The organism is Flintibacter sp. SJQ-8 (genome assembly GCF_054108085.1).
Genome location: NZ_JBPJWR010000001.1, coordinates 39814 through 62942 on the forward strand (window position 1 = coordinate 39814; position 23129 = coordinate 62942).

General features: G+C 60.3%; 22 protein-coding genes, 1 pseudogene and 1 riboswitch. Of the genes and pseudogenes, 12 read left to right on the forward strand and 11 right to left on the reverse strand.

All coding sequences use genetic code 11. From position 1 onward, the window contains the following. Positions 1-13 precede the first annotated feature (13 nt). The 5 genes from ACSAMP_RS00190 (at position 14) to ACSAMP_RS00210 (ending at position 7048) form a co-directional block, all read left to right on the forward strand. Entirely contained in the window at positions 14-574 is a 561-nt protein-coding gene (locus tag ACSAMP_RS00190; protein ID WP_457799166.1) for a hypothetical protein, read from the forward strand. A gap of 246 nt (positions 575-820) precedes the next feature. Continuing rightward, a complete protein-coding gene (locus ACSAMP_RS00195; RefSeq protein ID WP_457799167.1) occupies positions 821-2281 on the forward strand; it encodes an alanine/glycine:cation symporter family protein in 1461 nt (486 codons plus the stop codon). 240 nt (positions 2282-2521) lie between these two features. After that, positions 2522-2610, forward strand: a riboswitch (cyclic di-GMP riboswitch). 170 nt (positions 2611-2780) lie between these two features. Next, positions 2781-5498, forward strand: coding sequence for an LPXTG cell wall anchor domain-containing protein (locus tag ACSAMP_RS00200; protein WP_457799168.1), 2718 nt, complete (start codon positions 2781-2783; stop codon positions 5496-5498). Positions 5499-5656: 158 nt separating this feature from the next. Next, on the forward strand, positions 5657-6121 hold the full coding sequence (locus ACSAMP_RS00205) for a hypothetical protein (RefSeq protein ID WP_457799169.1): 465 nt from the start codon (positions 5657-5659) through the stop codon (positions 6119-6121). 21 nt (positions 6122-6142) lie between these two features. Continuing rightward, positions 6143-7048 carry a GGDEF domain-containing protein gene (locus tag ACSAMP_RS00210; RefSeq protein ID WP_457799170.1) on the forward strand — a complete coding sequence of 302 codons (906 nt, stop codon included), beginning with the start codon at positions 6143-6145 and terminating at the stop codon, positions 7046-7048. Between the two features lie 63 nt (positions 7049-7111). Here the strand turns inward: ACSAMP_RS00210 and ACSAMP_RS00215 are convergent, their stop codons facing one another. The 6 genes and pseudogenes from ACSAMP_RS00215 to asnA form a co-directional block, all read right to left on the reverse strand. Continuing rightward, complete coding sequence (locus ACSAMP_RS00215; protein WP_457799171.1) at positions 7112-7486, reverse strand: sensor histidine kinase; 375 nt, start codon at positions 7484-7486, stop codon at positions 7112-7114. A gap of 83 nt (positions 7487-7569) precedes the next feature. Next, positions 7570-8574: pseudogene (locus ACSAMP_RS00220) on the reverse strand (aldo/keto reductase). A gap of 14 nt (positions 8575-8588) precedes the next feature. Next, positions 8589-9350 carry a carboxymuconolactone decarboxylase family protein gene (locus ACSAMP_RS00225; RefSeq protein WP_457799172.1) on the reverse strand — a complete coding sequence of 254 codons (762 nt, stop codon included), beginning with the start codon at positions 9348-9350 and terminating at the stop codon, positions 8589-8591. A 145-nt stretch (positions 9351-9495) separates the two neighbouring features. Then, a complete protein-coding gene (locus tag ACSAMP_RS00230; RefSeq protein WP_457799173.1) occupies positions 9496-10026 on the reverse strand; it encodes an ECF transporter S component in 531 nt (176 codons plus the stop codon). 154 nt (positions 10027-10180) lie between these two features. Next, a complete protein-coding gene (locus tag ACSAMP_RS00235) occupies positions 10181-11065 on the reverse strand; it encodes a glycoside hydrolase family 25 protein (RefSeq protein ID WP_441796036.1) in 885 nt (294 codons plus the stop codon). Next, positions 11062-12075, reverse strand: a complete 1014-nt coding sequence (asnA, locus tag ACSAMP_RS00240) for an aspartate--ammonia ligase (protein ID WP_441796037.1) — start codon at positions 12073-12075, stop codon at positions 11062-11064. Before asnA ends, ACSAMP_RS00235 begins: the two co-directional genes overlap by 4 nt. Positions 12076-12216: 141 nt before the next feature. On the opposite strand from asnA, the gene ACSAMP_RS00245 reads away from it, so the two are divergent. The 7 genes from ACSAMP_RS00245 to ACSAMP_RS00275 all read left to right on the forward strand — a co-directional run bounded on the left by ACSAMP_RS00245 (position 12217) and on the right by ACSAMP_RS00275 (position 17256). After that, positions 12217-12978, forward strand: a complete 762-nt coding sequence (locus ACSAMP_RS00245) for an exodeoxyribonuclease III (RefSeq protein ID WP_441796038.1) — start codon at positions 12217-12219, stop codon at positions 12976-12978. Positions 12979-12991: 13 nt separating this feature from the next. Then, positions 12992-13675, forward strand: coding sequence for a TVP38/TMEM64 family protein (locus tag ACSAMP_RS00250; protein ID WP_457799174.1), 684 nt, complete (start codon positions 12992-12994; stop codon positions 13673-13675). A gap of 234 nt (positions 13676-13909) precedes the next feature. Next, complete coding sequence (locus ACSAMP_RS00255; protein ID WP_457799175.1) at positions 13910-14320, forward strand: Fur family transcriptional regulator; 411 nt, start codon at positions 13910-13912, stop codon at positions 14318-14320. A gap of 13 nt (positions 14321-14333) precedes the next feature. Further along, positions 14334-14879 (forward strand): NADH peroxidase, encoded by a 546-nt coding sequence (locus tag ACSAMP_RS00260; RefSeq protein WP_441796041.1) that lies wholly within the window; start codon positions 14334-14336, stop codon positions 14877-14879. Positions 14880-15075: 196 nt separating this feature from the next. Continuing rightward, positions 15076-15381, forward strand: coding sequence for a type II toxin-antitoxin system prevent-host-death family antitoxin (locus ACSAMP_RS00265; protein WP_441796042.1), 306 nt, complete (start codon positions 15076-15078; stop codon positions 15379-15381). Positions 15382-15526: 145 nt separating this feature from the next. Further along, the gene (locus tag ACSAMP_RS00270) at positions 15527-16726 is read left to right on the forward strand and encodes an ATP-binding protein (RefSeq protein ID WP_441796043.1); all 1200 of its coding nucleotides are present in this window, start codon (positions 15527-15529) and stop codon (positions 16724-16726) included. Between the two features lie 116 nt (positions 16727-16842). Continuing rightward, complete coding sequence (locus ACSAMP_RS00275; RefSeq protein ID WP_457799176.1) at positions 16843-17256, forward strand: hypothetical protein; 414 nt, start codon at positions 16843-16845, stop codon at positions 17254-17256. Between the two features lie 123 nt (positions 17257-17379). On the opposite strand, the gene ACSAMP_RS00280 is transcribed toward ACSAMP_RS00275, so the two are convergent. From ACSAMP_RS00280 to ACSAMP_RS00300, 5 genes are all read right to left on the reverse strand, one after another. After that, the gene (locus tag ACSAMP_RS00280) at positions 17380-19311 is read right to left on the reverse strand and encodes a clostripain-related cysteine peptidase (RefSeq protein WP_457799177.1); all 1932 of its coding nucleotides are present in this window, start codon (positions 19309-19311) and stop codon (positions 17380-17382) included. 11 nt (positions 19312-19322) lie between these two features. Next, the gene (locus ACSAMP_RS00285) at positions 19323-20285 is read right to left on the reverse strand and encodes an SHOCT domain-containing protein (RefSeq protein ID WP_457799178.1); all 963 of its coding nucleotides are present in this window, start codon (positions 20283-20285) and stop codon (positions 19323-19325) included. A gap of 51 nt (positions 20286-20336) precedes the next feature. Beyond that, positions 20337-22004 (reverse strand): DUF2207 family protein, encoded by a 1668-nt coding sequence (locus ACSAMP_RS00290; protein ID WP_457799179.1) that lies wholly within the window; start codon positions 22002-22004, stop codon positions 20337-20339. Continuing rightward, positions 22004-22555 (reverse strand): LemA family protein, encoded by a 552-nt coding sequence (locus tag ACSAMP_RS00295; protein ID WP_457799180.1) that lies wholly within the window; start codon positions 22553-22555, stop codon positions 22004-22006. The genes ACSAMP_RS00290 and ACSAMP_RS00295 overlap by 1 nt, the downstream gene beginning before the upstream one ends. Before the next feature lie 87 nt (positions 22556-22642). Continuing rightward, a complete protein-coding gene (locus ACSAMP_RS00300; RefSeq protein WP_457799181.1) occupies positions 22643-23101 on the reverse strand; it encodes a hypothetical protein in 459 nt (152 codons plus the stop codon). Between the last annotated feature and the right edge of the window lie 28 nt (positions 23102-23129).

Genomic DNA, 23129 nt, shown 5'->3' on the forward strand with positions numbered 1-23129 from the left:
GTAGGTATGATTTATGTACATGAATTTGCATCGCAGTGTTCTCCGCCGTCTGGCCGCCGCCGCCCTGGCCGGGACCATGATGCTCTCCCTGGCCGCCTGCGGCAGCAAGGGGGGCAGCTCCTCCAGCACTTCCTCCAGCACCAGTTCTTCCACCTCTTCCAGCACCTCCAGCTCCTCCGCCCAGAACGACGGTAAACAGCAGCAGGCCGACGTTCTGTCCGCCCTGTTGGTGGACATCAAGGGCAACGTGGAGGTGGGCAGCGCCGGAAGCTCCCTGAAGGCCGTGCCCTATGCCGCCGCCCTGCTGAACTGGGCCTCCTCCAGCACCCTGAGCCAGGAGGAGATCGACGTCATCGTCAGCGAGATGCTGAACACCGTCTCCGGTGACGAGAGCGCCGCCGCCGAGTATGCCGCCCAGCTGGGCCTGGTGAATGCCGACTGCCAGGTCCTGCTCAGCGACGACGCTGAGGAACTGCTGAACGAGGCTGGGTGCGCCGACGTGAACACCGACTGGTCCGAGCAGACCGCCGGGGTGCTGGGCCTGGTCATGGCCGCCGCCGGGGTTGAGAACTAAACACACGCTTTGAAGTGACAGAAGGCCGCCCGCTGGGGCGGCCTTTTCTTTTAGGACTTTTCACAAAAATACAGAGTTTCTTTCAAATTTTCCAGAAACGCTGTTCAAATGACCGAAGTTATGCTATACTATGTCTGTCACATGTCCGGGAGGACATTTTTTAAGAGGAAGGCCCCACGCCTGCCTCTTTTTTTCCGCCCGGACACACTTTAGGAGAGAAGAAGAGAGAAAGCGAGGAAAATTATCATGTTTGATGCGTTGTACGCAGGCTTTGCCGGGCTCATCGCCAACATCAGCAACTTTATGTACAGCTATCTGCTGATCATCCTGCTGCTGGCCGCCGGAATTTACTTCACCTGCCGCAGCAAGTTCGTCCAGCTGCGGTTGCTGGGGGAGTCGATCCGGGTGGTCAGCGAGAAGTCGGACGACAAGCACGCCGTTTCCGCCTTCGAGGCGCTGATGGTCTCCACCGCCAGCCGGGTGGGCACGGGCAATATCGTGGGCGTGGCCAACGCCATCGCCATCGGCGGCTATGGCTCCGTGTTCTGGATGTGGCTCATCGCCCTGGTGGGCGGGGCCACCGCCTTTGTGGAGAGCACCCTGGCCCAGATCTATAAAAAGCGGGACGAGCAGGGCGGCAGCTATGGCGGCCCCTCCTATTATATCCAGGCCGCTTTAAAAAGCCGTTTTCTGGGCGTGGTCTTTGCCGTGGCCCTGGTCGCTACCTATGCCGGCGGCTTTAACATGCTGGCCTCCTTCAACCTCATCGACAGCATGTCCAGCTACAGCTTTTATGCCCACACCGTCACCCTGATGGGCCGCCAGTTCGCTCTGGTCCCCGTCCTCGGCGGGGCTCTGCTGGCCATTCTGGTGGGCATCTGCATCATGGGCAGCGGCAAGCGCATCGTCAAGGTCACCGGCGTACTGGTGCCCGTGATGGGCGTGCTGTACATCATCATGGCCCTGATCGTAATGATCCTGAACATCGGTATGCTGCCCCAGGTGCTCCAGCGCATCTTCTCCGCCGCCTTCGACGTGAAGGCCATCTTCGGCGGGGCTGCGGGCTTCGGCTCCTCCGCCGTGATGCAGGGCATCAAGCGCGGCCTCTACTCCAACGAGGCCGGTGTGGGTTCCGCCCCCAACGCCGCCGCCGCCGCCAACGTGTCCCACCCCGTCAAGCAGGGCCTGGTGCAGATGCTGTCCGTGTTCATCGACACCATTCTGGTCTGCACCGCCACCGCGATGATGTGCCTGTGCACCGGTATCATCCCCTCTGAGGAGCTGAAGGGCGCGCCCTTTGTCCAGTCCAGCCTGTCCACCACCTTCGGCCCCGTGGGCCCCTATTTTATCACCTTCGCCCTGCTGCTGTTCGCCTTTACCACCCTGCTGGGCAACCTGTTCTACTGCGAGGGCTGCCTGAACTACATCGCCGGGCACACCCTGGGCAAGGCCCCCATGAACCTGTTCCGGGTGGTCGCCTGTCTGGTGGTCTTTATGGGCGCGCAGATGAAGTTCGGCCTGGTGTGGGACCTGGCCGACGTGCTGATGGGTGTGATGGCCCTCATCAACCTGCCCGTGATCCTGATCCTGGGCGGCACCGCCATGCGGGCCCTGAACGACTATCTGGCCCAGAAGAAGGCTGGCAAGGACCCGGCGTTCAAGGCCGCCTCCATCGGCCTGAAAGAAAAAACCGACTTTTGGAACTAACTGCTCCCCCTATTTTTGCGCATTTTCTGCCCGCAGACCGGTGTTTTCCGGCCTGCGGGCGTTTTTTTGCCACTTTGCACAAAAACCCGGTTCTTTTTAGGACATATCTACAAAATTCTGGATTTTTATCGATTTCGGGGAATTTTGCGGGTAAAACCACAAGATGTAACCAGTTTTGTAACCCCCGCGTGCTATACTTTTCTCAGAAAGCGGGGGACAATATTTCCCGGTCCCCGGAAATAACTGAAACGGCAAACCGGCGGAAACGCCGGGGCGCAAAGCCATGGGGGCTAAAGCGGCACCGCCGCCATGCCAGCCCGGCCACCACATATTTCGATTTTCCTGAAAATAAGAAAGGAGAAACGAAAGATGGAACGTAAACTGAGAAAGCTATTAGCCCTGGTCACAGCCTTCAGCCTGTCTATGAGCCTGCTGGGCGTGACCGCATTCGCTGACGAGGACAATAGTCCCCCCCCCCGCGGACACCGACACCTCCACGGTGGAGCATTCGCATAACCCCGTCGCCTGCTCCACTTGCAATGGAACTCACAAGATCACCGAGACCCAGGACTGCCCCGACTGTGAAGGCCCGGCGGAGGTGGATATGGTCGAATGCCCCAAGTGTGAAGGCGAGGGGCAGGTACTCACCTGGGATTTTGACCACGTCTGCCCCATCTGCAACGAGAAAGGCTGCACAGATAATCCCATGTGCTTCATGGGATATGAACTTTATCCTATAGACTGTTCTAATTGCTCCGGCTCCGGTGAGATTCCCGACCCTGATGCCGTGGTCTGTCCTACTTGTAAGGGCTCCGGCGAAATTGAGGTCCCCGTGGACTGCCCCGACTGCGACGAAAACGGCAAGGTGGCCTGCACCGGCAGCTTTGACTCCGGCGTGCTCACTGACGTGAACAGCGACAGCGGCGAGGGCACCATGACCTACACCTGCGCCGCCTGCGGGGCCAGCTATACCGAGTCCCTGCCCGCCGAGGAGACCCTCCAGCTGGTATGCTCCAACATAAAGGTGACCTTCACCGCCCCCGCTTTTGTTCAGGCCGGCAAATCGCTGACCTACACTGTTAAGGTCACCAACAACAACAAGGTTGCCGCAAAGGGCCTGGCTATCTTCCTGAAATTCAGCAAAAACGTGACTGATGTTTCTGTTAAAAACGTGGTGTCGCCTGATTTTGACGCGGATACCCACACCCTGAAGATGAACCTGGACCTATTTGGTCCTGCCCAGACCAGTAAGGGCCCCAACAGCAAAACCATCACCGTCACTGCCAAAACTGTCTCTGGCGAGGGCGAGGATCAGACCGTCACCGTTGAACCCGGCGACGAGGTGACCGTCGACTGGACCGTCGACTATCAGACCCAGACCGTGGACAGCGGCTCCGCCGTCACCACCATCTCCAAGTACCCTGTCGTTGAAAAAGTGACTTTGGCCGGCCTGAACCTGGGCTATCGCTACTATGCCAACGCCAAGGGACCTGATGCAACGAACATGACGGGCACCCTCAACAGCTCCGTCTGTACCTTCGATTCCCTGGAAACTCAGGCGCTCTCTTTCGACGATGCGCTGGGCGCTGACAATGGCTTTCTTATCGACTTCCCCTTCTCCAACAGCGGCTCTGTGCAGAACTGCAAGACCGACCGCACCTGGGTCTGCGTGGGCTTTGTCCCCTACCGTGGCTACGGCTACACCGACATGAGCGTTCTGAAGAACTATATGTTCAGCAAGACCGGCGAGGACGGCTTTAAAACCGGCTCTCTGGACGATGCCAAAAACTTTGTGACGCAAAACGGCGGTGTGTGCTATGGTGAGGTCGCTTCCGCCGAACAGATCGAAGGCTTTGTAAAAGTCACCGGCAAGTCCGACTCCTTTGTTCTGATGACCGTGTGGTATCTGCCCGGAACCGCCGGTTTCGAGCTGCGGGACGGCTATGACCTCACCATTCCCGCCGTTCCCTCCGCCGGTTATCAGCCCACCAGCAAGGGCGTGACCGTCACGCCCGACCTGGACAGCGTCCACGCGGTGGACGGCAAGCCCCACACCTTTGAGGGCGAGCTGACCGTCACCATCGGCAGCAGTGCCCCCAACACCATCCACATCAACCTGAGCGATGCCCTGACCGCGCTGATGGGACGGGCCTCCCACCTGGGCAACAACGCCATCCAGCCCGGCGACGTGATGAACTATCACGTGAAGCTGGTGAACAACAGCGGCAAGGATTTTCAGTATGTAGCCAACTCCGCCTTTGCGGCCACGGTGGACCGCTATGTGGATGGCCAGCAGTCCCTGGGCACCGGCTTTGACGGCTATCAGATCGCCGCCTCCATCCCCGACGGCGGCACCGAGTTCTGCGCCATCCCCCGCCGTGTTGCGAATGATGCGCTGAAGTTTCTGGGTGTTGACAAGGACCTCAGCGACGAGGCCATCGGTGCTCTGCTCCTTGCCAAGGGCTACGGCGAGGGCGAGGACCTGACCCCCGCCCAGATTACCCAGAAGTACCTGGCCCCCTTCTATCTGGACTTTTTGAACAGCCAGCGGGCCGAGGATGCCCAGTTGGCCCACAGCTTCCTGGACCTGACCGGCTCCGAGTTTGCCCGCCTGACCAACTATGACAATCAGAACGGCGATCAGCCCGGCGTGCCGGAGACCTGCGAGACCGTGGCCCAGGCCTTCTACTACTTCTACTATGGCGTGAACTTCACCGTCAACGGCACCAGCATCTATGACCAGATGAAGGACCACGCCGCTATGAACAAGCTGGTCTCCGACGCCCTGTCCGGCGACGGGACCTATACCCTCGCCAGCCAGATCGCCGGCGAGACCACCAACAACGCCTTCCAGGACACCGCCTTCCGCTTTGGCATGCAGTTCAGCATGGCGTACACCCCCACCTCCGCCCCCGACGGACCTAGCGGCGGCGGCGGCGGTGGCCGGGATGACGATCCCACGCCCCCCGCTCCCCCTGTGGATATCCCCGAGGAGCCCACTCCTCTGGCCCCCCTCCCCGGCGAGGATGTGACCCCTGAGCAGCCCGCCCCCGATGCGGACGTTCCCCTCACCGACCTGCCCGATGAGGAGGTCCCCAAGGCCGATGTGCCCAAGACGGGAGATGCCTCCCTGCTGTGGCTGGCTCTGTCCGGTCTGTCCGGCTCCGGTCTGGCCGTTCTGACCCTGTCAGACCGCAGGAAAAAGAACAAGGACTGAGTTCTCTTCCACCAGCCGCTCCCCTAACTGGGGCGGCTGGTTTTTTATTCCTAAATCAGAAAAGCGCCTGTTCTCGGATGCAAATCTTGACATTTTTTACAAAATGGGCTATTCTAGTGTGTAATATATAACCACGTTTCAGAAGGGAGCCGGTTTTTATGCCAGAGCCGCGTCCATCCCGCAGTTCATTTCAGACCTATCTCTTCATCGCCCTGGTCGCGGTGGAGCTTTTGATGTCCTTCACCTTCCTGGGCTATCTCCATGTGCAGCCCATCTCCATCACCTTCGCCTATATCCCGCCCATTCTGGCCGGGTGTCTGCTGGGGCCTGTACAGGCCACGGTATTGGGGGCGGTGTTCGGCCTGGCCAGCTTGTTCAAGGCGTCCTCCTCCTATGTGATGCCCATGGACCAGCTGTTCTCCCCCTTCCGCAGCGGGGCGCCGATGGCCAGCCTGATCCTCAGCGTGGGCACCCGCACCCTGTTCGCCCTGCTCATCGGCCTGGCCCTTCTCTGGTGCCGCAAGCGCCGCCACCCCCGGCTGTGGATGATCCTGCCCGCCGCCCTGGCCTCCAAGCTCCACGCCGGTCTGGTCTATCTGGCCATGGGGACCTTTTTCCCCTAGACGGGCTACCGCTGGACCCGGGTGATCTGCCTGGATCTGAACGACGTGACCATCTCGTTGGTGTGCGTGGTCCTGTCTCAGCTGGCCTGGCACGTCTATCATCTGCCCGCAGTGGAGAATTTCCGCCTGTATGTGGACCAGTCGGTCCACGACTCCCAGTGGGACCGGCGGCTCTATCGGGCCTGGACCATCTTCGTCCTGATGCTGGTGGCCGCTGCCGCCGCGTCGGTCATCTATTTCGCCCAGCGCATCGGCTATATGCTGGGGCAGCACGGCCTGGTCCTCACCGACGAGATGAACTATGACCTGGTCCATCTCCAGATCCAGTTTTTGGCCTCTGCCCTGTCCCTGAATCTGATCATGGCCCTGTCTTTGATGGCGGTGTACAAATACCTGTCCTATCGGGAGTATCTGGGCGCGCTGGACGGCCTCACCGGGGTGATGGGCCGCAGGATGTTCCTGAACCACTGCCAGCGGCTCCAGCAAAAGGGCGGCCTGACCCAGGGCTGGTTTCTCTTTGCCGACGTGGACTATTTCAAGTCCATCAACGACGCCTATGGCCACCCCGCCGGGGACCAGGTCCTGATCCAAGTGGCCCGGCAGCTGGAGATGCGCTTTGCCCCCTATGGCCGAGTGGGCCGCATGGGCGGGGACGAGTTTGCCGTGATGGTGGAGCAGCCCCTGGCGTTAGACCAGCTCACCGCCCTGCTGGACGGCTTTCTGGCCGAGATCAACGGGGTCCTGCCCCGGCAGAAGCCGGTGTCGTGCAGCATCGGCGTGTGCCGCTTCTCCTTCCCTCAGGACGTGCAGGCGCTGTACACCCAGACGGACGACGTGCTCTATGCCGCCAAGCACAGCGGGCGGGGCCGCTACGCCATCTCTGACCTCACTGACCAGGGGCTGGTCCCCCTGTTTCCCGCAACCTAAACCAAACAAGAAACAAAACGCTCACGGCGCGCTTTTCCAGCTACACCGTGAGCGTTTTCTGTTTTATCTTGCCGTCCGGCCCAGGCGATAGCCCACACCCCACACCGTCTGAAGCAGCTTGGGGTGGGCGGCGTCTCCCCGGTAAAACGGGTCGAACAGCCGGGGCAGCTGCTCCGGCGGCACCCCGGGGCCGTTGTCGGTGAAGGCCAGCTCCGCCTGCTCCCCCGCCGCCCGGGCGGAAATAGCCACGCGGACGTTCTCCCGCCCGCCGTATTTCCGGCTGTTGTCCAGCAGATTGGCCGTTACTCGGGCCAGCAGCGCCCGGTCCAGCAGCACCAGCGTCAGCCCCAGTCCCAGCACCAGCAGCGCCCCCGCCGCCAGCACGGGGATCAGGACCATGGCGATGTGAGAGCGGGCCAGCTGTTTTTTGATGGTCATGGCCAGACCTCCTTCGACGATCTAAATCACGGCCATTATAACACATCCGGTCCGCCGGGTTTAAACAAAACTTAAACGCCGCCTTACTTCTTCTCGTCCAGCAGCATGACCCCCTGGGGCGGGTTGTGGTCGATGGCCCCCACGATGGGGTGGGGCCGATAGAGTTCCTCCAGGTAAGAGAGTTCCTCCTCCGTCAGGCGCACCGCCAAGGCCCCCGCCGCGTCATCCAGATAGCGGGCCTTGGTGGCCCCCACGATGGGGGACGCCACCCCTCTGGCCACTGCCAGGCCAGGGCGATCTGCTGCATCTTCGCCCCGTGCTTGTCCGCCAGCTCCGCCACCCGGGCCACGATGGGCATGTCCTGCTCCTCCGTCCGGTCATACTTCCCCATGGCCACCCGGTCCGTCCGGCTGCGCAGGGTGTCCGCCGTCCAGGTCCTCCGGGTGAGGTGTCCCGCCGCCAGGGGGCTGTAGGGCATCAGGCTCACGCCCATCTGTTTGCAGATGGGGATCAGCTCCCGCTCGTCCTCCCGGTAGAGCAGGTTATAGTGGTTCTCCATGGCCTGGAACCGGGCCCAGCCGTGGTCCCGGGCGATGAGCTGCATGTTGTAAAACTGATAGCCATACATGGCCGAGGCTCCCAAGGCCCGGACCTTGCCCGCCTTCACCAGGTCGTTCAGGGCCTCCATGGTCTCCTCCATGGGGGTGTCATAGTCAAAGCGGTGGATGATGTACAGGTCCAGATAGTCGGTGCCCAGGCGCTTTAAACTGCCGTCGATTTCCCGGTGGATGGCCTGGCGGGACAGCCTGCCGGGGTTAAAGTAAACTTTGGACGCGATGACCACCTTGTCCCGGCTGACGTTCTTCTTTAAAGCCCGGCCCAGATATTCCTCGCTGGTCCCGGCAGAATAGCCGTTGGCCGTGTCGAAGAAGTTGATGCCCCACGTCCAGGGCGTGCTTGACCACTTCCTCCGTGGCCCCCTCGTCCAGGGTCCAGTCGTGCATGGTGCCCGCTTTGTCAAAGCTCATGCAGCCCACGCATACTTTGGAAATTTCAATGTCGGTGCGGCCCAGCTTGGTGTACTCCATGGCGCGCGCCCCTCTCAGCCCTCGGCCTCGGGCAGGACGGCGTTGATGCAGCCCAGGGCGTTCAGGGTGCGGGGGAAGCCGATATAGGGCATGCACAGGGTCAGGGCCGCCAGCAGAGTCTCCTTTCCGTTGCCCACGGCGGCGTTGCCCCCCACGTGGGCCTTCACCTGGGGCTCGCAGCCCCCCTGGGCGGAGAGCACCGCGAAGGTGAGCAGCTCCCGCTCCGGGATGGTCAGGAACTTGCGGGTGTAGAAGTCCCCGAAGCAATAGGCGGACAGATAGTCCTGGATGTTCTTCTGGTTGGCCGGGGCGGCGGAGCGCATGGCGTCGATGTGGTCGCCGAAGATGGACTTCTGGGCGGCGATGCCGTCGGCCAGGCGGCTCTCCTCGGTGACGGTCTGGCCGCTCTCCAGGGGCAGGGCCACCCCATGCTCCGCAAACGCCTGGTCCATGGCCTTCACGGCGTTCTCCACCTTGCCCAGGCCGATGTAGGGGGCGCAGTGGTACACGGCCTCCCGCACCTCCTCCGGCCTGACCCCGGCGGCCAGGGCGGCGGCGGTGTGGCGCTTCACTTCGTCCATGGTCTGGTTGGTGGTGGCCACCACTAAGATGACCAGCTCCCGCAGCTTGGCGCTCAGCTTCTCCTCGGCGTAAACTTCACCGTAGATGAGCCGCGTCTTGATGGCGGCAAACTCCGGGTCGGTCCCCGCCAGGGGGCTGTCGCTCCGGCCATAAAGCTGCGTTAACGTCTGCTTGGTCTGTTCCGCTCTGTCCATGATCAAAACCTCCTGTGTTTTGTCGTCGTTTGATCTGTCACACCAAAAGCATAGCAAAAAGCCGTGCCGTTGACAAGATGACAAGATAGCACAAGACCGCGAAGCAGGCCCCTCGCCCGCTCCGCGGTCTTTTCTTGAAAATCACTCAGCGCTGAGAAAACTTGTCCCAGAAGGTCAGCAGCCCGGCCTTGAAGCACAGCAGCATGGACACCACAGCGCCGAAGGTGGCCTGGAACACCTGGAAGGGGAACTTCAGCATGGCGGCCTCGGGGGTGGCATACATCAGGGCCCGGCCCACGGAGTAGCCCGCCACATTGATGATGACGCCCAAAATCACGCCCACCAGGGCGGCACGGCCACGGTGCTCCTTGGACAGCTTGTGGGCACACAGGGAGACCACCACTGCCTGAAGCCCGTGGGTCACCAGAGAGACGAACATGGGCGCGGGATAGAAGAAAAAGTCACCCAAGAACGCGCCCACGCCGCCCACAAAGAAGGCCCCCAGGGGGTCCAGCAGAATGGCGGCGGTGCAGATGACGGCGTCGTTCAGATACAGGTGCCCGCCGGGCACGGGGACGCCGAAGGAACTCATGGCGATATTCAAAGCCATCAGCATGGCGGTAACGGTCAGCCATTTCACCGGCTGGTTCTTGCGCAGATCAGATACACTGGACATAGAAATCACTCATCTCTCTCAATTTTTCCTCTATTCTACGCCTGAAGTGATACTGTTTTAAGGACCAATTTAAGAAAATTCTATAGGGTCAGTTTGGCATGCAGAGAAAAACACGGACCCGCCCAAAAACCGGCAGGTCCGTGTCTTGTACTGCTTACCGTTTCAGCCCGCTGAAATCCAGGTTCCAGTCCACGGGGGTCTGGATGCCGTCCACCCGGCCCTCGTGGGTGTATTGCCACATGGTGAAGCCATAGTAGAAGCTGGGGTAGCTGTCGTACTCGGCCAGCCAGAACTGGAAGGGGCTGAGTTCCTTCAGGTCAAAGCTGAAATAGCCCATCTCCTGGTTGAAGTACACCGCCGGGGTATAGCCCGCCTGGGCGATCTGCTGGCAGAAGGCGGCGGCGCACTGGGTGAGCACCTCGTTCTCCAGCTGGTCGGTGCGGGCCCCCTCGGCAAAGGTGATGGGCTCCCAGTCATAGACCACGGGGCAGGTGATAGGATAGCTCTCCAGCAGAGAGAGCACATAGTCGGCCTCCTGCCGGGCCTCCTCCGGGGTGATGGCCTGGGAGAAGAAATATACTCCCACGTCCAGCCCCGCATCCAGAGCCCCCTGGATGTTCTGATAGAAGCAGCTATCCGTCTGGATGGCCCCCTGGGTATAGCCCCGGTAGCCCAGGCGGATGATGGCAAAGTCCACCCCATCCGCCGCCACGGCAGCCCAGTCGATGTCCCCCTGGGAATAGGACACGTCGATGCCCGCCCGGGCGGAGGCTCCCTTGCTGGTATACTGCACCCGGCCCTTCTCGTCGGTATAGAACCCGTCGGGGTCATAGCGGTTCACCGCCACACCGGGGACGGCCTCCATGGTCATGCCCCGATAGGTGAAGGTGACGGGCTGGAGCAGATAGTACAGAAACCCGGCAAAGGCCGCCAGAATAAGGGCCACGGCGATGAGCCAGGGGACGGGCGCGCCCCGTCTCCCCTTTTTGACTCTCTCAGGTCTCTCCTGGCGGCGGCCCGGGGCGGAGTTTACGCTCACAGCAGGGTCACGCCCGCCTTCTTACAGGCCTCGATGTTGGCCTCGTCCCACATGGAGCACTGCACCTCGCCGATGTGGGCCTTGCCCAGCAGGAACATGGACACCCGGGACTGGCCGATGCCGCCGCCCATGGTATAGGGCAGCTCGCCGGCCAGCAGCTGCTTGTGGAAGGGCAGTTCCCGGCGGTTGTCGCAGCCGGCCAGAGTCAGCTGGCGGTCCAGGCTCTCGGGGCTGACGCGGATGCCCATGGAGGACAGCTCCAGGGCCTGGCCGTTCACGCTGTCCCAGACCAGCAGGTCGCCGTTCAGGTCCCAGTCGTCATAGTCGGGGGCGCGGCCGTCGTGGGGCTTGCCGGAGTGCAGCTTGCCGCCGATGCCCATGAGGAAGGTGACAGGGTGGTCCTTCACAAAGGCGTTCTCCCGCTCCTTGGGGGTCTTGTCGGGGTACAGGTCCTCCAGCTCCTGGGTGCTGATGAAGGTGATGTCGGTGGTCATGCGGGGCAGCACAGACAGCTGGGGGAAAACGGAGTGGAGGAAATACTGGGTGTCGGCCAGGGCCTGGACGATGGACTTCACCGTCTGCTGGAGATAGGCCACGTTCCGGTCCTCCCGGGTGATGATCTTCTCCCAGTCCCACTGGTCCACATAGGCGGAGTGGAGGGCGTCCAGCTCCTCGTCCCGGCGGATGGCGTTCATGTCGGTGTACAGACCCTCGCCGGGCTGGAAGTCATAGCGCTTGAGGGCCATGCGCTTCCACTTGGCCAGGGAGTGGACCACCTGGGCGGTCTCTTTCACGCCGTTGATATCAAAGGAGACAGGGCGCTCCACGCCGTTCAGGTCGTCGTTCAGGCCGGTCTCGGCGGAGACGAACAGGGGGGCGGACACCCGGTGCAGCCGGAGAGCACCGGACAGCTTGTCCGCGAACAGCCGCTTCAGCAGGCCGATGGCCTTCTGCGTCTCATAGACGGACAGCAGGGAGCTGTAACCCTGAGGAAGAGAAATTTCACGCATGATGAACACTCCTTTATCGGACTAAAATCCCCTTTATTATACCGAATCGGACGAAAGATTGCAATTGCTTCTTGACCCCGCGGGGCCGGGATACGTATAATAATGTGGACAAAATTTTTTTGCAACAAGAGGATATTTTCTATGAAGCTGATTTCCTGGAATGTGAACGGCCTGCGGGCCTGTCTGAACAAGGGCTTTTTGGACTTTTTCCGCCGGGAGTCCCCCGACTTTCTCTGCCTTCAGGAGACCAAGATGGTCCAGGGCCAGGCCCAATTGGACCTGGGCGAGGGCTGGCTGGAGTTCTGGAACTCCGCGGAGAAAAAGGGCTACTCCGGCACGGCGGTGTTCACCACCCACGCACCGCTGAACGTGGCCTATGGCATGGACAAGGATATCCACGACCACGAGGGGCGGCTCATCACTTTGGAGTATGACCAGTTCTATCTGGTCTGCTGCTACACCCCAAATGCTCAAGACGGCCTGAAGCGCCTGGACTATCGCATGGCGTGGGAGGACGACCTGCGGGACTATCTGATGAGTCTGGACAAGACCAAGCCGGTCATCTACTGCGGGGATCTGAACGTCGCCCATGAAGAGATCGACCTGAAGAATCCCAAGACCAACCGGAAGAACGCCGGTTTCTCTGACCAGGAGCGGGAGAAGATGACCACCCTCCTCTCCTCCGGTTTCACCGACAGCTTTCGATATCTCTATCCCGACGTCACCGGGGCCTACTCCTGGTGGTCCTATCGCTTCCACGCCCGCCAGAACAACGCCGGATGGCGCATCGATTACTTCATCGTCTCTGACCGCCTGCGGGACAAGATCCGCCGGGCCGAGATCCTAAGCGACGTAGAAGGCAGCGATCATTGCCCGGTGCTGCTGGATATTGAGCTGGACTAAAAGAATAGGGCGTATGATGAAACAAAAAAAGAAATGGGCCGTTCTGGCTCTTACGGTGCTCCTGCTGGGGGCGGGCGGGCTGTTTTTATCTCGCAGCGGATTTTTTGCCGCCTGCACTTCTATCCCGGCCCTGCGGGCCTATATTGACCGCAGCGCCCCCTATTCCCACCTGACCTTTTTTGTGGTGCAGCTGCTGTCGGTGGTGCTGGCCCCCATCCCCAGCAACCTGACGGCGGCGGCGGGAGGTCTGCTCTTCGGCACCTGGCCCGCCTTTTTCCTCACCTATGGGGCGGTGATGGCTGGCTCTCTGCTGGTGTTCTGGCTGGCCCGGACCCTGGGGCGGGACTTTGTGGACCGGGTGGTCAGCCGCAAGCTGGCGGAGAAGTATCAAAAGGTCATCCGGGAGAAGACCACCGTCTTCCTGGCCCTGGCCTTTCTTCTCCCCTACTTCCCCGACGACATGCTGTGCATCCTGGCAGGGCTGACCCCCATCACCTTTGGCCGCTTTGCCCTGCTGGCCCTGTTCACCCGGCCCTGGGGCCTGCTGTTCGCCAGCGCCCTGGGCGGTGCCTCCCTGTCCATCCCCCTGTGGGCCATGGTCCTGATCGGCCTTGCCGGGGTGATGATATTCGTGCTGGGGATGCTCTATGGCGACAGGCTGGAGCGGGCCGTGTTAAAGCGGCTGGGAAAAGAATGATCGCTGTCATTGCGAGGAGGCCCAACGGGCCGACGTGGCAATCCGTAATGCTCGATGAAAGAGCGGATTCCCACGTCGCTTCGCTCCTCGGAATGGCAAGTTTATATTTTATGCGGGACCGGATATCCGGACTCGAAATTTTTTTGCTTTTTTTGAAAAAACCTCTTTACAAACCCGAGCCGATATGCTATTATCAAAACACAAACAAGAGTTATTACTGATAAGGAGGAGCCGATGATCCGATACAGCAAAAAACGGGAGGCCATTTTAAACGCCATCCGCAGTACCACCTGTCATCCCTCCGCCGAGTGGATCTATCAAACCTTAAAGCCCACCCACCCCGACCTAAGCCTGGGCACCGTCTATCGCAATCTGGTCTTTTTCCAGCAGCAGGGACAGGTGCAGAGCGTAGGCGTGGTGAACGGGCAGGAGCGGTTCGACGGAAACACCGCTCCCCACAGTCACTTTGTTTGCACCAACTGCGGCGCGGTGATCGACCTGCACAGCATCAAGCTGGACAGCTCCCTCACCCGCGACGTCAGCGAGCAATATGGTCTGGCCGTGGAGCGCCACGAGCTGACCTTCTATGGAAGATGCCAAACATGTATGAAACAGGAAGAAAGCAACCAAAATATTCAACAATGAGGAGGAAATTATTATGAAGAAGTTTGTCTGCACCGTCTGCGGTTACGTGTTCGAGGGCGAGGCCGCCCCTGAGTTCTGCCCCATCTGCAAGGCCCCCGCTGAGAAGTTCAAGGAGCAGTCCGCTGAGAAGACCTGGGCTGCCGAGCACGTGGTGGGCGTGGCCCAGGGCGTGGACGAGGAGATCCTGGCCGGCCTGCGTGAGAACTTCCAGGGCGAGTGCACCGAGGTCGGTATGTACCTGGCCATGGCCCGTGTGGCCCACCGCGAGGGCTATCCCGAAATTGGCCTGTACTGGGAGAAGGCCGCCTATGAGGAGGCCGAGCACGCCGCCAAGTTCGCCGAGCTGCTGGGCGAGGTGGTCACCGACTCCACCGAGAAGAACCTGCAGATGCGGGTGGACGCCGAGAACGGCGCTACCGCCGGTAAGTTCGAGCTGGCTAAGAAGGCCAAGGCCCTGAACCTGGACGCCATCCACGACACCGTCCACGAGATGGCCCGGGACGAGGCCCGTCACGGCAAGGCTTTCGAGGGCCTGCTGAAGCGTTATTTCAACAAGTAAAATCTACTGCACAGAATGCGGCTCACAGTTTTTGTGGGCCGCATTTTTGTGTCCATGTGGAAGAACGACATAAGTTGACTCCTGCCGCCCCAGCACGATCCATCTAAAATTTTATAAATTGTGAAAGAATGGCCGTTGCTTTATAGCGTTATTTCATTATAATATAGTTATCAGACGACTATATGGAGGCGCAGTTATGAATATTAAGCCGAGTGCAAGTATCCGCCAGAACTACAACGCCATTGCCCAACTGTGCAAGTCCACCGGAGAACCGGTCTATCTAACCAAGAACGGCGAAGGCGATCTTGTTGTCATGGATATCGATTCGTTCACAAGACGGGAAAAAATGCTGAAGCTGCGCGAAGAGCTGCTCGCTGTCGAGGAGGACCGTCTCCATGGCGCACCAGATCACTCCGTGGATGAGGTTGCATCTATGATGGAGCAGGCAATTCAGGAGGTCTGCCATATAGAAATCGAAAAAGAACTCAAGAAAAACGAGTAAAGGGCAAGTATGATCTGACATTCAGATGTACTTGTCCTTTTTGTTGTCTCTAAGCAGTCTGAAAGTTTTTAAGGTTAGACCAGAAAAACTTGTTGTATGTCGAGATTGTTTTGGTTATAATAATAACTATGAAGGAGGCGATACTATGATCAACAGACCTGGCTACATTGCGGCTATCGCGCCGTTTATCGACCAGCCCCTTGTCAAGATACTGGCTGGCGTTCGCCGCTGCGGCAAGTCTACCATTTTTGAAATGCTGAAAGAGGAATTCCTGCGCCGGGGCATACCCCAGGATCATATCATCTCCAAGCGGTACACAGAGATGGACATTTCCGAAAATATTACCGCCAGGCAGATGTATGACGAGTTGGTCGAGGCCATGAAGGGAAAGGGCCATTGCTACCTTCTGCTGGATGAGATTCAGGAAATCGACGGCTGGGAAAGGGCAGTCAACAGTTTGCTGGAGGGCGCAGACGCCGACATCTACGTGACCGGCTCTAATTCCAAGCTCATGTCCAGCGAGATATCCACCTATCTCACGGGACGCTATGTCTCCATTCCCGTCTATACGCTTTCCTTCAAAGAGTATCTGGACTTTAAGGCAGACAGCGCCTTGTCCCGCCGGGAACTGCTGGAGGAATACATTCGCTTTGGCGGTTTTCCAATCATTGCGCTTAGTGAGTATGACGAGCAGAGTGCCTATCAAATTGTCAACGGCATTTATCATACCGTAGTCTCCCGGGATATTGTGAAGCGCCACCGCATCAACAAGCAAGACCTTTTTGACCGCGTGGTGAAGTATATCATTGAGAACATGGGCAAGACCTTTTCCGCGAACTCCATCTCTACTTTCCTGAAAAGTGAGCACCGCAAAGTTTCGGTGGAGAGCATCTATAATTATCTGCGCTGGCTGGAGCAGGCGTTCATTATCTATCCATGTGAGCGCTATGATCTGCAAGGCAAGAGCATCTTGAAAACACAGGAGAAGTATTATCTCTCCGATGTGTCGCTGAAGTATGCTCTGCTGGGCTATAACCGAAAGATGCTGGACGGCGCGATGGAAAACATCGTGTTTCTGGAACTAAAGCGCCGTGGCTATGATGTTTTCATCGGCAAGAATGACACAAAGGAAATCGACTTTGTGGCAACCCGTCGGGATGAAAAGGTCTATGTACAGGTCTGTGTCCAAATTCCAATGACTTCAGACCGAGAGGTCGGAAACCTGATGGATATCCGTGACCACTATCCCAAATACGTCGTCACGCTCAACGAAATGGACACCGGCATCGAAAATGGCATCAAAATCGTTCATCTTGCAGATTTTCTGCTTGCCGAGGCGTGGTGAGCTGATATTCCGCTTCAACAAGTGGTTGAAAAAAGTTCAAAAAACGCAGCTTGAACCGCTGGTATTTCCATGTTATAGTATAGGCAAGATATGTCATCTTCATCACGGAGCATGATGTGCTGGGCGATGGCCACCCGATCTATCACATTGATCGAACGGTCAGAGAAACCGGCGCATTGTTTGGGGACGAATCGCATATCCTGTATGTAAACGCCCAAATTAAAGACGATACGGCGCTCGGGCAGCTGATGCACGACTTTTCCTGCACCAGCGCCGAAGAGATGCACTATCAAATTCTGGCGGACAGAGTTCGCTATTTCAAAGAAGATACGGAAGGAGTTGCGACTATGTGCAAGGCGATGGAAGATATGAGAAATCAGGCGGCGCGTGAAGCTGCCAAACTCAATTCGGTTGAGACCGCCCGTATGCTGCTCACATTGGGCAAACTGTCCTATGAAGAGATCGCCAAGTCTGTTCGACTGCTGACCGTGGACGAAGTCAAGGCTCTGGACGAGGGCCGGTCTGCTTGATATGTAAAAGAGCCAAGACCACGGGGGAACGCAGAAGCGTTTCCTCCCACAAAACCACAGAGAAAAACCCGGGGCACACGCTCTTAACGAACGTGTGCCCCGGGTTTTGTTGTTTGGAAACGATCACTGATAGACCGTGGTGGTAATCTCGCCGTTTTGGCACTGGAAGGTGACGGCGTCGGAATAGGCCTCGTTTCCGGCGGCGTCCTGCATGGTGATGACCATGGCGTAGTTTCCGTCGGGCAGGGCCGTCTCGCTGAAGGCGGTCTGGTCGGTGACGGTAAACTCCTCGGCGGCGTACATTTCAAAGTCGTCGTCGCCGCTGTAGGTGGACATCTGCCAGATGGTGGTAATCTGGTCCCCGGCCTCTAACAGGCGCAGCTCTTTACTGGCCATGCCCGTGTCGTCCAGGCCCTGGCTGGCACCCAGAATGCTCCACTCCTCCTTGCTGAAGTCATAGGCCACCTGAAGGTTATAGGCCTCGCCGTTGAGCAGGATGGGCACGGAGTACAGGTTATAGTCCTCGCCGTCGTAGGCAAGCTCCATATAGACCATGTGGCCGTCGATGGCCCCCCACACGCCCCGGAAGTTGTCGTAGAACACGCCGTTGTCCCAGTCGGCATTCATGTCGTTGTCGGTGCCCAGCAGCATCATCTGGTCGTTTTCCTCGTCCACATAGAACAGGGAGAAACCGATGCCGGACAGGATGTCCTGGGCATCCGGGCCCAGGGTGAGGAAAGCGGTGCCGTTCTCGTCCACGTCCAGGGGCGCACCGTCCCAATCCGTGTCGGCCAGGGTGCGCAGCTGAGGCAGGGAGTCGATGTCCAGAGAGGACACATAGTCCTGATCCTCCGGCTGTCCGGTGAGGGCATAGGTGTAGAGATTCTTAAAGGCCGTGCTCTCCCCCATGGCCAGATAGCCGCTCAGGTCATCCAGGTCGCCGCTGTAGGAGTAGTAGCAGCTCAGGCCCGTGGCCTCGCTGCGGTACTGGCCGCCCACCTGATAGATCACGCAGTCGGCCAGGGCGTCGCACACGTCCTGGGCAGAGGGCAGCATCCAGGCGGTCTGCCGGGCCAGGTGGCCCAGGTCCACCATGTTGGTGTAGCCCTGCTCCCGGGTGTTGCCGCCATAGTTCTCGCTCTGGGCGGCGGCCCGGCCCAGCTGGGCAAAGAAGCCCGGGTCCTCCGCCGCGGCGGTCAGGGCCTCCTGGCCGAAGGTCTCATAGGCCGCCAGCAGGGGGGACAGACGGGTCAGGTCGGTGACGGACAGGGTGACCCGGTCCTGGGTCTCCACCGCCTCGCACCCCTGATAGAAGCTGTCGCAGATGGCCCGGCCCAGGGCGGCCCCGTCCATGCCGGGGTCCTTGGCCAGCTCACCCAGCCAGCCGGAGTAGAGCCAGCCGTTGCCCGGCTCCACCTCCTCCGAGGCCACCAGATACTTGGCAAAGTTCTGGAACACCGACGCCACGTCCACCGTGGCCATCAGGCAGGTGTCAAAGCCCACCAGCTCCAGGGCGGGGTCCTCCGGGTCGGCGGGCCACACGGCGTCGAAGGCCTGATACATCTCGTCCAGGGTCAGGGAGTCATAGTCGAACTTCTCGTCAAAGGCCGCGCCGCTGACGCTGCCGCCGCCGTGGTTCCAGAAGGTGACGGCCACGTGGTCGGCGGGATAGTTGTCGTTGGCATAGTCCAAAAACTCGTAGAGGGTCTGGCTGTCGCCCATGTCGGCGGCGTCCTCCTCCTCCAGCAGCTGCAAACCATCGCTGTTATACAGCCAGCGCTGGAGCTTGCTGGGGTCCATCTCCTCGTTCTGCCAGGCGGTGGCGCCGCCGGTCTCGATGACCACGTTCACATTTTCCGGCAGCTGGACCTCCAGCATTTCAGACAGGTCGGCGGTGGCGCAGCCGTTCTGGGACTCCAGGTCGCTGCCGCACAGATACCAGTATACCGCCCAGCTGCCGTCCCCCGTATCGTCGGCGGAGACGTCCTCGGAACCGCAGGCGGCCAGATTGGGCAGCAGGGCCAGAGCCAGAAGCAGAGACAGATATTTCTTCATGGTCTCCCTCCTCAGATGCCCAGCAGCTGCCGCTTCTTGGCGGTGAACTCCTCTTCGGTGAGGACGCCGGCGTCCAGCAGGGTCTTATACTTCTGGATCTCGGCCACGGCGTCGGCGGGCACGGTGGGCACGGCCTGGGCCGCAGACTGTGCGGTGGCCGCAGCGGCGGCAGCGCCGCCCACCTGGGTCTCACCGGCCTTGGGGTCCATCATGTGCATCAGCTTTTTGGCCAGCTGGTGCAGCTCCTCCGTCTGCTCCCGATAGCTCTTCATGTAATCTGCCGCCCGGGGATAGTCCCGGTCAAACTCCGGGCCGGAGATCTTCTCGTCAAAGGACTTCCAATAGGGGTGGTTCAGCTTGATCTCGATGCGGAACTTCTCCACGGGGGCGGGCACGTCGAACTTGGGGCGATACAGGTCGTTGTCCCGCTGCCGGTCCCGGCGCTCCTCCGGGGTCTCCTGTCCGGCCCGGTGCAGGCCCTCCATGGCCTCCCGGCGCTGGAACATCTGCTTCTCCATGTGGAACTGGGCGATCTGGGGGGCAAGGGCATTCACCTGGGCGGGCACCTGGCTGGCGTAGCACTTCAGGGTGCCGCTGGCGCTCTCATACAGGGGGCTGCTGTCCTCAGAGATTCGGATGGACTTGATGTCCTTGCCCTGGAAGGCCCAGCCCACGCCGTCCTTCATGCGGAACAGACCGTGCTCCTCGTCCACATAGACGGTGCAGCCCCAAAAGCCGATGTTGAAGCGATAGGTCTCGTGAAACTCCTGCTGGAGGACCTGGTTCTCCTCAAAGGCGGCCAGATACTGCTTGAAATCGGTGAGGGACATGCTGTTGATGGCCCCGGCGGGCAGATCCACTTTGGCGTCGCACTCCTTGCAGATGGCCTCCCCTTCGATCTTGGTGGGCAGCAGCCGGGGGGTGGGGTTGCCGCAGATGGGGCAGAGCTTCTTCTTGTTACTGAATAATCCCATGATCGTTTCCTCCTAAAGTTCCGTTGGTTCGTTGGTTGATTCTCTCTTTTGTCATCGGGTGCCCATGCCGCCCCCGCCGGAAGCGCCGCCGCCTCCGCCCAGGGAGGCGATGCCGCCCCCGCCGCCAAAGCGGGCCGCCTGGCTCTCCTGCCGCTGGCGCTCCACCGCGCCGACCAGATAGGCGTTCCAGTGGGCCGTGCTCTGAAGATAGCGCTGATACTGCTCCACCTGGTCCAGCTGGCCGGGATAGAGCCGCCGCAGCTGCTCCATCACCTGCTTGGCCACCCCCAGCAGAGCGGCATAGACCATATACTCCTGCCACAGGAAGGTCTCCTTCACGTCCCGCTCCGCCAGCAGGGAGAAGTCCAGCAGATAGCGCTTCAGGCCCAGCAGCTCGTCCCGCTGCTGCTGACCCCTGGCCGTCAGGTCCTTGGCCCGGCGGCACTGGTTTCCCTTCAGGCAGCCGCCGCGGGACAGGGTCAGCTCCCCCTGGTGATGACAGCTCTCCAGCATGTCGCTTAAGGTCTTGGCGTGGCGGTCATCATAGCAGAAATCCTCCAGCTCTCTGTCCTGGAGCACCCCGTCCGCCCCCGCCGCCGCCTGTAAAAAGGTGTACAGGGCCTCGTCAAAGGGGTCGCCGTTGTGGGGCTCCCGGAGAAAGCGCATGGATGCCCGGTTCTTCTTCCCGGGCTCCAGCTCCGGCTCCAGGCTGCCCAGGGTGACCAGGCGCAGCACCCGGGCGGCCAGATAGGTCTCGTCGGTGCAGGCATTCAGGCCCAGCCCCAGGGCATAGGACACGTTCAGGTCGCCGCCGTTGGGGGCGTCCCGGAAATAGTCGATCTTGGCCAGCTGCTTTTTGGCCTTGGCCTTCTTCCTGGCCCGGAGCAGGGCGAAAATGCCGAAGATGCCCCCCAGGATCACCGCCAGGGAGACGATCATCCAGACGATGTCCATGGCCGTCAGCGGCTCCTCCTCCGGGTCGGTGTAGTCGCTGCCCTGAAAGGCGGCGTCCTTCACCGTCTGAAAGCTGTCCTCCTCCACCCGCTGGGGCTGGAGCAGACCGGACTGTAGCTGGGTCATCACCGTCAGATACTGGCTGCCCTCTAAGGGACTGTCCGTCCAGGCGTGGATGACGCCATCCTCAAACTGAATTTGCCCCTCAAAGCCGAAGGCCCAGATGCCGCAGTTGTCCTGGGTCAGGGGCGTGCCGTCGGCCATGCGGATGGTCAGGTCGGCGTCGGTGGGGAACACAGCCTGGTCCGGGTCGATGAAGCGATAGAGCAGCCCGTCGGCGTCGGAATAGCCCCCCACCAGGCCCTGGATATCATAGGACACCGTGTAGGTGTGGGAGCCGTAGTCGGTGATGCCCCAGCACAGCTCCACGCCCCCGTCGATGTTCAGCAGGCCGCACTTGCCCGCCTTCTCCTCAAAGGACGCATCGATGTCCCAGCTGTCCGCTTCCTCTGCGGCGTAGGGGCCGTTCTCGTCGGATACGGCGAAGTTGGCATAGGTCAGCCCGCCGGAGGTGAGCCGGTCCATGTAAAACTCCGTGCCCTCGTCCGTCTGTGCGGAGAAGACCTGAGTCACGTGGGCCAAGCCGTCCTGCTCCAGGGCCACGTCGGTGGTCAGGCGCTCCACCTGGTTGGCCGCCCCCGCCGGGACGGCGCACAGCCCCGCCGTCAGCAGCAGGGCCGCGAAAAGTCGGGTCAGGGTCTTCATCACTTCATGCTGGGCATGTCGGCCTTGTCTTCCCGGGCCTCCAGATAGTCCCGCTGGCGGAAGCCCAGCATCCCGGCGATGAGACTGACGGGGAACATACGGATCTCCCGGTTCAGTTTGGTGACAGAGTCGTTATAGATGAGGCGGCTGGTGCGCACCATCTTCTCATAGCTGTCCACCGCGTCCATGCACTTGGCATAGCCCTTGTCCGCCTTCAGCTCGGGGTAGCGCTCGGCCACCATGGAGATGCGGCCCAGGGCCTCGGAGATCACGCCCTCCTGCTGGAGCACGTCCTGGGGGGTGGACTTGGCGGTGATGACGCTGCGGCGGGACTTGATGGTCTCGATCAGGGTCTGGGACTCGTGGGCGGCATAGCCCTTGGCCAGATCCAACAGGGCGGTCAGCGCGTCGAAGCGGGATGAGAGCTGCACGCCGATCTGGCTCATGGCGTTGTTGATGTTCTCGTCCATCACCACCAGCCGCCGCTGGGTGGACATGACCCACCCGGCCACCAGGATCACCAGAAGGACAATGATAATTAGGATCGTCATGAAATGTTACCTCCTGTATTGATGCAAAACGGCTGACTGCCGCGGGATAAGGACCGGACAGTCAGCCGTTTCATTCAGATGGGTCGATCAGCCCTCGTAGGGCACGGAGACGCGGTCCTTCAGCTCAGCCAGAGCGCCGGGCAGCTCGTCGCTCAGGGCGGCGATCAGAGCGTCCACATCCACGCCGTCCAGCATGGAGATGTCCTCGGTCAGGGCGGTGCCAACGGTGCCCAGGGTGCTGTTCATGGCGTTCATCTCGGCGTTGGTCTGCTCGTCGGCCATCCAGCCGTTCTCATTCACCAGGTTGGCGATCTCGTTATAGGGCACGGCCACGTTGTTATAGGCCTCGGTCAGCTCGGCCAGCTTCTCCTCGCTGATGCGGCCCTCGGGGACAGAGGCGTCGCCGCTGCCGTCCTCGGCGGGCTCAGAGACGCTGGTGGACATGTCGTTCACATCGCTGCTGCTGGCGTCGTCATCAGAGCCGCCGCAGGCGGTCAGGGACAGGGACATCACCAGGGCCAGGGTCAGGGTAAGCAGTCTTTTCATGATAAATTCCTCCAAATTTTTCTCTTTT